This window comes from Marinobacter litoralis (genome assembly GCF_016427555.1).
Taxonomy (GTDB): domain Bacteria; phylum Pseudomonadota; class Gammaproteobacteria; order Pseudomonadales; family Oleiphilaceae; genus Marinobacter; species Marinobacter litoralis_A.
On record NZ_JAELVS010000003.1, the window covers coordinates 62,632 to 74,719 of the forward strand.

Consider the following 12,088-nt stretch of genomic DNA (forward strand, 5'->3'; position numbering starts at 1 on the left):
CGATTGACTGACGCTGAGGACTAATCAAGCGTCGGTATTCAAAACATCATCGATATTTATGGGTAAGTAGTTTTGCGTGCATTTTTTGAGCTGCTCTAGCTGCACCCATCACCCAAATTGATGTATTGCATACCGTTTGGGAATTATTCGTTGTCTCTCTTCAACTCCATACTTCGCTCCATCTGATATCGAGTCCTTTGGCGACTCCGGTATGAGCATCAACCTATCGAACTTTGGAGATAACGTTATGCGTAAATTTGTTTTGATCACCCTGGCTTCACTTTTTGCCGCCGCCGCCCTGCCCGCTAACGCCACCTTGGCAGACCGTAAATCCGATGAGCCACGCTCCAAGCCGGCTCAGCCGGCTCCTTATAGTGGGCAAACCGTAATTCGCGGTGAAATCCAGGATCGGGTTGCAAAGATTGGCTTCTCTGAGCTATCCCCGTACAGCGGCCAGATAGTTATACGTGGCGAAGTACGCTCCGAAAGCCACGGCTGAACATAAAGAGTTTCATTTGCATCTTGGCACCAGGGACGGTGCGTTTTGGGATCGATTTGCTTGGAATCTGCGGTTCTTCTCTTCAAGACCCAAGCAGTATTGAAGATAGAGGCACGGCTCGGTCACGAAAAACTCCGACTGGCCATACCTATTCCCATCTTCAACACAACGCGTTAACCCCATTGCAGGCTATGTGTGCCGACATCACCTTCATCATTCGACATACGCGCGACAATTAAGGCAGGCCGTGAAAGGGAGCGGAATTACCAAACCGGTTACGGCTCATTCTTTTCGCCACGCTTTAGCCACCGAGCTGCTGAAATCGGGAAGTGATATCCGAACAGTCCAGGAAATCCTCGGCCACAGCGATATTCGGACGACTGAAAGCCACACCCACATTATCGGCGATCGAAGAGCTGGTACAGCTAGTCCATTTGATCGTTTGCCGGGTTCTTGAGAAATGACCAAGCGTCCAACCAGGGCAGAGAGAGCCGAGGATCTCTGAGGCGATGCGAATGTTCGCTTTTGTTTAATTGCCGGGATTCGTGAGAGTGCACGGCGAGGTTTTTACCGTCAAGGGCTGGGCTTTTAGGAAACCTTGGCAAATACCCCAAGCCGCTGCATCTCCCCCTATCCCGCTAACACCCCATCTAGATATACCAACACCCCCTCACCCGCCCCGCCGCAGTCCCCCTCAGACACCGGTGCCCACCTGCTCAAAGCGCCCCATTCCTTTTTTTTTAATTTTTTTATCTTCTTTTTTCTCCGGTGGGCTGCGGAGGTCGAGGGCAGGCGGCCAGGGGTGGGTTGGCTTGAGGGGGTGATGGTATATGCCTCTGGGGATGCTGGGGGGCGCATTAGGTGCTTTTTCGGATCGGGGTAGAGTGATTTTTGACACCGCTATCAGGAGACGGCCGTGGATAAAAAATCACTCTCAGCAGAACTGCACCGTGTGATGGACGCATTGAACGACTCACTCAACGAGCTCCGGGCTGAATTGTTGGCCTGTCAGCTAGACGCGTGCTGTGCATTCAAGTTGCCATTGGTCACGCCCGCAGAGGAGCTCGGGGAACCCAGCCGAATTGAATCGACTCCTCTTAGGGGCCAACAAGCATTCACAGCATCGCTAGATTCTTTTACACGTTTCCATACAGGTTTGGGGCTGTCCACCCGGGTGGTGTTCCGACTACCAGGGGCGGTGGCGGTCAGTTCGTTATGTCCCGAACACTTAATCAACCAGGTTCACGACATCAACCAACTCAAAAAAACCTTCAACGCACTGGCTCAAACCGTGCCGGATCCGGACGAACGGTTTGACCTCATTCACCGGAACTTCCCAGGCGTGGTTTTTCTGCAGGTGATTCGGGAGTTAAAAATCGTTTCGGATCCGCTGAGGTCGGTCACCTTCTCCTGGGGGCACAAGCCGGGCAGTCAACGGATCTCAATCGAGAGTGCGGACGCGAAGCTTGAATGGGCCGCCAGGCATGCCTCGAAAGCATTGTTAGAGCGCACGGGTCTTTCACGCCAAGAGCTTCTGGAAACAGTCGTTCGTGAGCGAGCCTACTTAGCCTCATTGCCCTCCGAGACATTCCTTAGACTTCGTCGCGAACTTCGCGTACGCCCCCTTGCCAACCTGCTTTTTGAGTCAGGCGCGGCGGTCTCTAAAGCCCAGAGGGATGGCCATTTGCCGCTAATCATTGTCAACTCCCCGAACGTGCGCCTCGGAGACCTCAAAAACTATGACGCGGCTAAAACTCGCCAGCGTAAACGCCGGGACGACCCGCGCGCCTGTGGCACGCGAATATCTCGGGTACTGCCACTGTTCAAGATTTAGCCCTCTCCAATCAAATCCTTGACTAATCCGGCCAGAGCGCACCCCCCCGCGGTTACAGCCAACGTCGAAAACAGTTTGTGTTTGACGAGCGTTGAGACCAGCGTGCTCACCGAATCAAAGCCGAGCCACGGGCTACCTCCGGCTCCTTGAATAACCCAGAACAGCACGGCCAAACAGAAAGCGATAGGAAGAGCTTTGAGGGGCTGCACTGAAGATTTTACGTGGATGGCCACAAGCTGTTTGATGGCTGTTTTCATGGGTTTTACCTCCGTGGGATTTGAGACCTTCAATGCTTACACAAATCCCAAATCCACCAAGCGCGCCCATCTTTCTGACTGCTCTGCGCTGACCCACTACAAATTTTTACGCACCACCCCCCCTGCGAAAACAGTAACTGTAGTTGCGCACCCCCCTTGCGTAAAATGCAGGTGTTTTACGCATCCCCCCCTTGCGAAAACAGTATTTGTAGTTGCAGCCTAGCCTGCGTAAAACAAAAGACGAAATTGCCGCTCTCCCCGCTTTCTGACTGCTCTGAGCTGACCCGCTACAAAAGTTTTACGCACCTCCCCCCTGCGAAAACAGTAACTGTAGTTGCGCACCCCCCTTGCGTAAAACGCAGGTGTTTTACGCATCCCCCCCTTGCGAAAACAATAACTGTGGTTGCAGCCCCCCCTTGCGTAAAACACCCTCTAAAAATCTTGATATTTTGGCCGTTTGAGGATCAATTTGTTTTTCGCAGGGGGGGGTGCGAAAACAGTAAGTTAGTTTGTATACGCAGGGGGGGTTAAAAACTGCTACTGAAAAGTTAATCAGAGCTACAACTGAAACGGGAATGTGTGCCTAGATATCACGCCACCTTTGAGTTACTCCGAATCAACCGACACTCATCTGAAAGAGATACATCCCCGAAAAAGCACCTCTCAGCGCGTTAAAGGACGCTTTCGGGGAAACGCTACACTTAACCAGCACAGAAACAAACAGCCCGCAAACGGGCCGTCAGGAGCTGAGAGATAAACGCAACATAACCCTGACTCATCCTCCCGGATACCGAGCCCAGAGCCTGTCATCGCCCATGTAAGAATGCCACTCTCGACACGTCCACAAATCGGAAGCAACAGCCTCAATCACCGGCCGTAGCTCAAGCTCCGCCAGCCACCGATCTGGGATAGCACGCAGCCCAAGATGTGCGCCAAGAATATTCCCGGTAATCGCTCCCGTGGAATCTGAGTCGCCATCGTGATTGACCGCCAGCACGATACCCTGCTCGAAGCTATCCGCCACCAAAGCGCAGTACACGGAAATGGCCAAAGCTTCCTCCGCCACCCAGCCTTCGCCTAGTTCTCGAATAGCCTCATGGTGAGGTTGGGCGGATTGACTGAGTGTGTCAGCGTGTTCTAGCGCCGCCGCGGTTTCTTCGTGACCTGGTTCAGCCACTAGCAACGGCTTGGCGTTATCCAGCGCCTCTGACAACGACTTACCCGCCAGCAACTCGAAAATGACAACCGCCAATACGCCACCGGTCAAATAGCCACTGGGGTGACCGTGAGTAATTGCGGCCGCCATGCAGCCGTCGTCGAAAACACGTTTCAACGGGTTATCGCCAAGGAGGTCCTTGAAGGACCACCAGAACAGTCCAACCGGTGCCACGCGCATCACGCCGCCGCAACCTTTACTGTCGTTGGCCGCAATACCGGGTTCGCCGCTGTAATGCCGCAGCGCGCTCAAACACGTACTTCCCGGGGCCCGCTGGTTGTGAAGTTCATCTTGTTGAAACAACCAGCCGCTCTTGTCCACGGTGACTTCGTAGCACTCCTGCCCCTGAGTGGCGAGCCAACGCAAATAAGCATTCGCCACCGTATGATCGAAGCTACTTAACCCACGGCTGACACCTCGCATCTGCCCTCTCAGCAACCCCTCAGCCGTGAACAGCGTCATCTGGGTATCATCGGTGATCTTACCTTTCCCACCGTAGGCTTCCGCGTAATCGGTAATGCCCTCCGGCCCGAAACGGTTCAGTATCGCGGTTCGTGACATGAATTCGACCGCTCCGCCCAGGGCATCGCCGATGGCGCCGCCTAAAAGGCAAGCGGTAAATAAATCCACTGGACCAGAGTTAAGTTCGGAACGAGTTGCTTCCATGGCGTTCGACCTCCAGAGGTGAGCGTGGGCTTGGCTTGGCTTGGCTTGGCTTGGCTTGGCTTGGCTTGGCTTGGCTTGGCTTGGTACAAATTCTTTGAATGACATAAGACAGGAAACGCCTGGGCCCATTTCATGAGGCCCAGACACAAAACAACGATCTGTTAGAAACGGAACTCAGGCCCTACGCTAAAGACGTTGACATCGGTTTCGCCGGTTTCATCTTCATCACCGACGTTAACGAGATAATCCCAGTCAGCACGTAGGCGTACCGAGTCAGAGACATCAAAGCTAACGCCAAGCCCCGTTCGGAATGCAACACCCGTATCGCTATCGCTCTCAGAAACCGTCATAAAGCCGTTACTTGCCGTCGCTTCATAATTTAGGCGCCACAACAGCAGACCCGCCTTGGTAAATACCTTAAACGGCCCTGCTTCCGGCATTCCTAGCTGGAACGTTGTATCAACGAAGTGTCCATTAACCGCACCAGCAACAGCCACGCCCCGAAACATTCCGGATACCTCTACGTCATCGATATAACGATAGCCAAACTCAAGATTTGCAAAACCGTTTAACTCCGTTCCTCCGTATACACGTAGAGAGAGCGCACTGTCGTCGCAGGAAGTTTCCGACCCATCACAGAAATCGTCTACGGTAGCCTGCCCTAACGACACACCTACATACCCTGCCTGCGGTTCAGCGGCTTGCGCTGAAGTGTGAGCCAGAACAGCAATGGACAACGCCAACACAAATTTATTGAACTTCATTTCAACATCCTTTTAGTCACAACAAACAACTGCCACTCACCCAAGTGAACGAGTCATCTAATTTGTTCTATGCGAACCGTTTGAATTAATTGTTTACGATTTTCGGCATGACAGGGCCATCATGCTTTGGAGGTGCGACAGTTAGAGTCGCTATAACTTCGAAGCACCGAAATCTAACCACACTGATTCTATAATGCGACCAATGGCTCATTTTCCCTGAAGGTCGTGCAACTTCTTTTTAAGTTCTAAACCGCGCTCATTCAGGCTGAAAATCGTTACTCGGTAGTCGTTTGGATCTGGCCGAGTACAGGCAACATCGATACCAGACTTACCTGGACGAGCCCGGTCAGTGAGATTCCTCATATTTCGAGAAGTACGGCTTTTACCTAACTTAAAACGGGCCTCGACTTGGCTCACGGTAGCTTCATCGTTATCACAAAGATGCAAAAAGCAGAGGATGGTGCCTAGAGGTATGTCCTCTTCATACTCCCTGAAAAGAGAAATTGCATTGACTAACGTATTACAGTTCATTTTTTCCTAACAAATGAAACACGAATCATCAACATCCGTTCCCGAAACCGCTTTCCAATCCGTTAAAGCGATACAGTCAACCGGCTAAGCACCAACAAAGCCGGTAAACGCCCGGTCATGATCCTCCAGAAACGTCGACGAATCTATTTCAAAAGCTAATAATGTGAAACCCAACTCGTTGTTATTGCGATCATTTTAAAAGTAACGATAATGTTTTTTAGTACACCTAATAGGACCCTTAGAAGGGTCTTGCTTATCACTGACCCGCTTTTCAGTCAGAAAAACTCAAACATTAACCTTTACCAACTCCGTTAAACTCGAGAAGCCCCAAATCAAACGCTATTTCATTTTCTGTATGCGAACAGCCCTCTCCGCTGCTTCGATAGTTTTTGCAACCCCAGAACTCCCCATACCGACCTTTGCGCTGGACCATTTCTGCCCCACATTTGGGGCAAACTGGTACCTGGTTCACGCACTTTGGATTAATACAGGTTTTGAATCGGCCAGCTCGACGCATTTGTGATTCGCAATGAGCGCAACCGCGCTCACGGTGCTTGCACAGCGGGAAGTTGTTACAACCAAAAAATCCCCCGAATTTGCTATGCCTAGGAACCATCGTGCCGGTTTTGCATTTCATACATTTGAGCATGTGCAACAGTTGCTGGCTGAGCGAGGTTGCAAACTCATTCAGCTCAACGTCATATCCATCCCCCAACAGCTCAACTACGAATTCTGAGGCAACGGCCATATCGGCGATCAAATAAGCTCGATTCCTGGCCCGAGTGAGGGCGACGTACAATAATCGCCTCTCTTCAGCATATGGGTGCTGCTCTTTTTCTGGCAACAATGCCTCAAGCAGCGGATGTGTGGTCTTCATTGAGGGGAAACCGTGCTTGCCAGTTTCCAAACCAAGAATGATCACGTAATCGGCCTCCATTCCTTTGGAGGCATGAACTGTAAGAGGTTCCAACACAATGGAAGGGTAGCGTTCGGCAATGATACGTAACTCCGACCTGTCCGGCAGATTGAAGCCGTAACGTCCTAATAAATAAACGCTGCTTCCAGGCTCAGCAATGTCCGATATGCGCGAAATAACCTTCTCCAAACGACTTGGTTCCCCTACGCTTTGCTTTTGCCGGTTGTCCTCACGGAGAAGCGAGACGGCTGGTTTACTTACCTGTTTAATACTGTTTAATTGCTTTCTAACCTGTGCCGGGTTTTGAAGCACAAAGCGCGTGGCAACATCACCAATACCACTGTTAAAACGGAAGGTAAGATCAAGCGCTGTTACTCTGGTATAGCCGAACTTTTTTCGAAACTCGGTCGTAAAACCGAGATCACTACCCGTGAAACGATAAATTGCCTGCCAGTCATCCCCAACGCAGAATAAAGAACTGTCTTTAACAGAATCTCTAAGGTATTTAACCAGACGTGCACGGGCATCCGAGATGTCTTGAAACTCATCAACGAGAATGTAACGCCAAGGACTTACAAACCGACCATCTCGGACATAGCTTATGGCCTTACCAATCATGTCATCGAAGTCGATGTGGCCTTCTCGGTCCAGCAATTCCTGATAGTCATCAAGTATCGGCTGAAGCAGCTTTAAAGCCGCTTTTACTTGCCCCTTGTTTTCAACCCTGGAAATGGTTTCTTCCACTTGCCCTGACTCATAACAGTTAGCCCGATACCTTTTGAGCAAGTCCGCCAGCAAAGCAGAAAATGTGCTGATAGCCCCAAACTCGCGCAACGTCTCAAGGACAGCTTTAGGTGGAAGCGGCCGATATTTGACCTCGTATTCGGCTAATTTTTCATCGAGCGCTTCAAAGAGCACACCTTCTACCAACTCGTAGTGATACAGTTCGACCAGACATGTGCCATTTTTAGAATGAAGTTGTCGTTTCCAGTTAATTCCTTGATGGTATAGATCCCGGTCCACGTACGGTGCCGTATTACCCTTCCGATCGATCCCATAGTACTCGATATAAACACCATGCTCCGGCAGATAGAAATCCGGCTGGTACTGACGATGGAGCGGATTCGCTGTCTTATGTTCATAAGCAGACTCATATTGATACTCGATGCCTTGCTTAAAAAGGTAATTGGCGACCAGGCACTCGCCCCAACTTTTAACCGCTTCACCTTTTAGAGTCCGGATATCGTTAGCGGTGATATAATCAAAGTATTCCCCTTCTGTTTCGAAATCGAAGGGGTTTGCTTCAGGGTACAGATAGTACTCGAAGTAGTTGAACATCAATTGCCGGTAAGAACGCACCTTCAAATGCTGTTCAAACCACTGGTTCACTTGTAATGCCAACCGTCTGTCATCCTCGGCAAGCGGTGTCAGGGACGGTTGCTGTCCCTCGACTTTGGCAATAATCTCCTTGCCCAGCTTGTGAAACGTACTTGCAGCAACTCCACACCGCCCTAGCCGGTTATCGATACGTTCCTGCATTTCTGCTGCCGCTTTATTCGCAAATGCTAGCATCAGAATCTCGCTAGCTCTGGCTTGCCCGCTTTTGATCAAATACCCGGCGCGACCAACCATTACGCTCGTCTTACCAGTGCCCGCACCAGCCAACACCAAATTATTATCTTCGTCGACGACACAAGCCTCTCGCTGGCGCTCAGTTAGCGGCTTGCGTTCAACGGATGCAAAGAAATTATCATAGAGCTTCAATTGATGTGCCACATAGCTTTGGCGTAGTTGTTTCAGGTCTGATTCCTGCCATCCAGCTACATCAGCTACCCACTGAAAAGGCGCTTCCTCGATGCCCTCACACCATTCAGCCTCTGGCACTCTGACAAATCGATTCAAAGCTTGCTGCGCCATTTCTTTAGCTAGGTCTATTCTCGACTGCCGGGGGTATCCCTTAGCCAAAAGGGACCGAATATCCTCTGCAGTCTTCCCCACTTCAGGGGAAAGCTCCCTGAGCCATTGCTGGCGTAACCAACGAAACAACTCTTGCGCGTCTTTTTTCCGAAGCCCTGAAAAGGTCTTAGGTCCTGAATCTGTCTGAAGCTCTAGGCGAGCAAAAAGTGCTCCTTCCTGAAATGTAGCCTCGTTCGCTAACGATTCAGCAAGAATCAGGTATCGATCACCATCCTTAGTAACGACCTGCAAGCCACCATCAGCTAAGTTGAATGTTGCAGACTCAGCTCCAAACAGCCGCATCAGCCAGTGGGGGTCAATTTGTGCAGAAGAGGACACTGAATTCATGATGGGAAATGACTCACAGTCTTACAGGGCAGCTTGTCGCTGGAGTGGCGCAAAAAGGTATCATCCTAACATTATCACTGAGCCTTGTGTGACACGACTCTAGAACTTCAGTCTCAAAGGATAATGGCCTCGTAAGTTCCTGATATCGCCCCAATGCAATACGTAAATTCGCCATATCGGCCTACTCTCCAACAACCGGGTAACACGCATAACCCAAAGTGGGTTCGGATTATCCATCATGATGGTCAGAATGATCGGCACCAATTTCCCATGATCGTCACGCAATCGCGGAGCTGGTCTCGATCTACTTTGCTCCCCCAAGTAGCGCCTCCATGAATCCGTTGGTTGCAGAGGGTGCAGATCCGATTGAGCGCTATCCCTAGAACATGGCATTTCCATAAAAACGCGCATGCACGTCGCATGCGACAACTCTGTGCGCACAGCTCCCAAATTTTATTTAGAAGATGGTGTTCAGGCCACTTAAGTTGTCGCAAACACGTCGTAAAGGTGTCGATTGCGACAACCAAAAAATATTGAAAACAACAAGTTGACATCACTATGAGATCAATCTATCTTGGATTTGAATGGCACCGGTAAGCGGATGTCGAACTGCCAGCTGAGCAGGCCTAAACGGCGAAACAGCAGCAATAAAGGCGAAACCGTTAGTCCTCACATCGCCTCTGCAATTCAGTCGGGAGTCTAATCTCCCAAACACTCAAGATTGAGTGAATCTTCACGAAAATTATCCAACCATCAGTGACCTTTCCAGGTCGTGGGAATCTTTTTTCTAAAAACAGACTCCCCAGAGACGCTTTTTTGTTTTAACGACAAAACTGCCCACTTTCAAATGCTTATCCTAAAAATTCTGGAGACTTTTCGGACGAAAATGGACGAAAAACCAGACTGATAAGCCGGGATCCACTTTCAGTCAGTGAAGTGCCTGCAAACGCAGGGGCGTCGGAGCTTTCATAACCCTAGAGCTATGACGGCATTGCATCACCCCAGCCACACGCCATGATCATCCCCAACATTCAGAATTCCCGCTGACGGCTATGCCGGCCGCATGAGTGCGGCGGACGCACTCCAACACTAAACATTGAATCATTACCACGGGGCTGCCGGCATATTTTTAAGCTATTTCATGAAGGGACCATCTATGAGTTGTCGTAAAAAATCTTTGATCGCGAGAGCAAGACACAGCCTCAGACCGCTTGTCGCGGATGGAACGCTTTCTTATTCATCTTATGGATCCATCGTGGATAGATGGCTTGTGTTCGTGAATTTCCTGGTCGCACGAGAAGAAATACCTAAAGTGGAGGAAATCTCTAAAGACTTGGTCATCGAATTTTCCAAAAGCCTGGCGGATACCCAGCCGTCTTATGCCCAAAACGTGATTTCATCAATAAACACCGTAATGAAAGCCCTTACCGACGGTGACTGGGTCACTGTAAGTCCAGTCCGCGATTGCCTGATAGCACGCAGATGTAACGTCAGGACAACGCAACCGTCAGGAATGGACGATCACCAAATCAATAAAGCTCTAAAGCAACTGGAGAATGCGCACCTCTCCAGGGGGAGAGTTGTCGCTTTGGCCGCCAAAACGTTTGGCCTTAGGGTGAAAGAAGCAACCCTTTTGGATTACAAACAATCACTTCAACAGGCGCTATCAGATGGATATATAGATATCCGATTGGGAACAAAAGGAGGCCGTCCGCGACGTATCCCCATCACTGCTCCGGACGAACAAATACCTGCTCTACGGTCCGGCGCCAAAATTCAGGGAGACCATTTCTCATTGATTCCGCCTGACATGACTTGGAAAAAATTCCGGGAAAATGAAATTGTGAAAACCCGGGCAGTACTCAAGTCCAACGGAATAGCCTCCATTAGAGACCTACGGGCTGCCTACGCCTGCCAGCGATATCAAAATGAGACTGGCAAACCAGCCCCTGTAATGGGTGGCCGAGCCACGAAAGAAGCCGATGAAAAGGCCCGGACAATCATTGCAGAAGAGCTTGGCCATAATCGCACCAATGTCACAAATTCATACCTAGGTAAGAGCCATGCCAAATAAATCGAACAGCAGCAGGATCTTTTATATACGGTTAGCGAACTACGGCAAAAAAGGAGGAAAAAACCGAGCAAAAAAGAAAAAACAGATAGAGCTGGTTATTAAACACTGCGGGTGCAAGCCTGCCCAAATTGGAAAAAAACAGGTCAAAGCTTTCTTCCGAGCAAAAAACTACAAACCGAGCACGGAGAGAGACTACTACTATGCGCTCTGTGATTTTTGGGTACTGCTCGATCGCACTTCGAAACCTCCTAAACCTCCCGCCATCACCGCGCTCAATAAAGGCGGGGGCAATCTTGGGTAGCTAAAATCCCAATATTCTCTCTTGCCAGTGTCATGAAGCTTGAGCCCATTGTGAGTTTCAGGGGGCTCTAAACCCGCTTCCGGCGCTAAGATTTAGGCGTAAAACCAACTAAACTTCAGCGGTGTGATGGAACACCGGCCGGAATCCTCGCGAAAAGGTTTTTACTACTGTAGACGGTGTAAGAACCTCTACCGTTTCAGGCAACCTATCATGAACCGCCTTTCGGTATCCCGACGCATTCCAGGCGAGTAAACCATTCTCAGAAATTGCATAGGCAGCGTTATCAATCAGAACCATTGTTCCATGCGGAAGATCCTGAAGTTGACCTTTCCAAGTAATTTTTCGGCTGTCTTCTATACGCTCCTCGTGGAGCATCTCATCCAACTCCGCAGAACGCACATTGCGCGCTTCAGTCCAAGCACTTGCTGACTGCCAGGCATCGCGGAACTCGTTATAACGTTTTCGCCGGCATTCGGCGCAAGGCCGATGGCCGGCAGCGAAAGCCGTGACCTCATCAAGGAAAAAGAGCTCCGTATACCGTCCTGGCGTCATTAGCTCACGCTTCCGACCTTTAAACTCGAGCAAACATGTAATCCATGCTTTGGTTTTAAACTGACGCGTTACCTCGCGCTTGCCATTGTGCAATACCCCGCGGTTGCCCATATACGTGCCCCTTGCAGAGCTTTCTTCAATAGTGCCTTGGGGATTAACCCGATTCTGTAATGG

At 50.2% G+C, this 12,088-nt stretch carries 9 protein-coding genes and 1 pseudogene; 5 read left to right on the plus strand and 5 right to left on the minus strand.

The genetic code is table 11. The features are described from left to right. The first annotated feature begins 247 nt into the window (after positions 1 to 247). The 3 genes and pseudogenes from JAO79_RS10405 (at position 248) to JAO79_RS10415 (ending at position 2,333) form a co-directional block, all read left to right on the plus strand. Complete coding sequence (locus JAO79_RS10405) at positions 248 to 499, plus strand: hypothetical protein (RefSeq protein WP_199007202.1); 252 nt, start codon at positions 248 to 250, stop codon at positions 497 to 499. A 154-nt stretch (positions 500 to 653) separates the two neighbouring features. Beyond that, a pseudogene (locus tag JAO79_RS10410) lies at positions 654 to 956 on the plus strand (tyrosine-type recombinase/integrase); the annotation flags it as partial. Between the two features lie 459 nt (positions 957 to 1,415). Beyond that, complete coding sequence (locus tag JAO79_RS10415; RefSeq protein WP_199007203.1) at positions 1,416 to 2,333, plus strand: DNA replication terminus site-binding protein; 918 nt, start codon at positions 1,416 to 1,418, stop codon at positions 2,331 to 2,333. Here the strand turns inward: JAO79_RS10415 and JAO79_RS10420 are convergent. The 4 genes from JAO79_RS10420 to JAO79_RS10435 all read right to left on the minus strand — a co-directional run bounded on the left by JAO79_RS10420 (position 2,330) and on the right by JAO79_RS10435 (position 8,987). Continuing rightward, positions 2,330 to 2,590 (minus strand): hypothetical protein, encoded by a 261-nt coding sequence (locus tag JAO79_RS10420; protein ID WP_199007204.1) that lies wholly within the window; start codon positions 2,588 to 2,590, stop codon positions 2,330 to 2,332. The genes JAO79_RS10415 and JAO79_RS10420 overlap by 4 nt on opposite strands. 775 nt (positions 2,591 to 3,365) lie before the next feature. Further along, positions 3,366 to 4,472: an ADP-ribosylglycohydrolase family protein gene (locus tag JAO79_RS10425; protein ID WP_199007205.1), complete on the minus strand. Its 1,107-nt coding sequence runs from the start codon at positions 4,470 to 4,472 to the stop codon at positions 3,366 to 3,368. Positions 4,473 to 4,633: 161 nt separating this feature from the next. Further along, complete coding sequence (locus tag JAO79_RS10430) at positions 4,634 to 5,236, minus strand: outer membrane beta-barrel protein (RefSeq protein WP_199007206.1); 603 nt, start codon at positions 5,234 to 5,236, stop codon at positions 4,634 to 4,636. An 823-nt stretch (positions 5,237 to 6,059) separates the two neighbouring features. Further along, positions 6,060 to 8,987 (minus strand): UvrD-helicase domain-containing protein, encoded by a 2,928-nt coding sequence (locus JAO79_RS10435; RefSeq protein WP_199007207.1) that lies wholly within the window; start codon positions 8,985 to 8,987, stop codon positions 6,060 to 6,062. A 1,156-nt stretch (positions 8,988 to 10,143) separates the two neighbouring features. Between JAO79_RS10435 and JAO79_RS10440 the strand changes: the two genes are divergently transcribed. Both JAO79_RS10440 and JAO79_RS10445 read left to right on the plus strand, forming a co-directional pair. After that, positions 10,144 to 11,061 (plus strand): integrase domain-containing protein, encoded by a 918-nt coding sequence (locus tag JAO79_RS10440; RefSeq protein ID WP_199007208.1) that lies wholly within the window; start codon positions 10,144 to 10,146, stop codon positions 11,059 to 11,061. Beyond that, positions 11,051 to 11,362 carry a hypothetical protein gene (locus tag JAO79_RS10445; RefSeq protein ID WP_199007209.1) on the plus strand — a complete coding sequence of 104 codons (312 nt, stop codon included), beginning with the start codon at positions 11,051 to 11,053 and terminating at the stop codon, positions 11,360 to 11,362. The genes JAO79_RS10440 and JAO79_RS10445 overlap by 11 nt, the downstream gene beginning before the upstream one ends. Positions 11,363 to 11,470: 108 nt before the next feature. On the opposite strand, the gene JAO79_RS10450 is transcribed toward JAO79_RS10445, so the two are convergent. Beyond that, a complete protein-coding gene (locus JAO79_RS10450; protein ID WP_199007210.1) occupies positions 11,471 to 12,025 on the minus strand; it encodes a hypothetical protein in 555 nt (184 codons plus the stop codon). Between the last annotated feature and the right edge of the window lie 63 nt (positions 12,026 to 12,088).

What these genes read in the sequence shown, in the direction of transcription:
- JAO79_RS10405 (WP_199007202.1), top strand. Translation starts at nt 248, where the DNA reads ATGCGTAAATTTGTTTTGATCACCCTGGCTTCACTTTTTGCCGCCGCC.
- JAO79_RS10420 (WP_199007204.1), bottom strand. Translation starts at nt 2,590, where the DNA reads ATGAAAACAGCCATCAAACAGCTTGTGGCCATCCACGTAAAATCTTCA.
- JAO79_RS10425 (WP_199007205.1), bottom strand. Translation starts at nt 4,472, where the DNA reads ATGGAAGCAACTCGTTCCGAACTTAACTCTGGTCCAGTGGATTTATTT.
- JAO79_RS10430 (WP_199007206.1), bottom strand. Translation starts at nt 5,236, where the DNA reads ATGAAGTTCAATAAATTTGTGTTGGCGTTGTCCATTGCTGTTCTGGCT.
- JAO79_RS10435 (WP_199007207.1), bottom strand. Translation starts at nt 8,987, where the DNA reads ATGAATTCAGTGTCCTCTTCTGCACAAATTGACCCCCACTGGCTGATG.
- JAO79_RS10440 (WP_199007208.1), top strand. Translation starts at nt 10,144, where the DNA reads ATGAGTTGTCGTAAAAAATCTTTGATCGCGAGAGCAAGACACAGCCTC.
- JAO79_RS10445 (WP_199007209.1), top strand. Translation starts at nt 11,051, where the DNA reads ATGCCAAATAAATCGAACAGCAGCAGGATCTTTTATATACGGTTAGCG.
- JAO79_RS10450 (WP_199007210.1), bottom strand. Translation starts at nt 12,025, where the DNA reads ATGGGCAACCGCGGGGTATTGCACAATGGCAAGCGCGAGGTAACGCGT.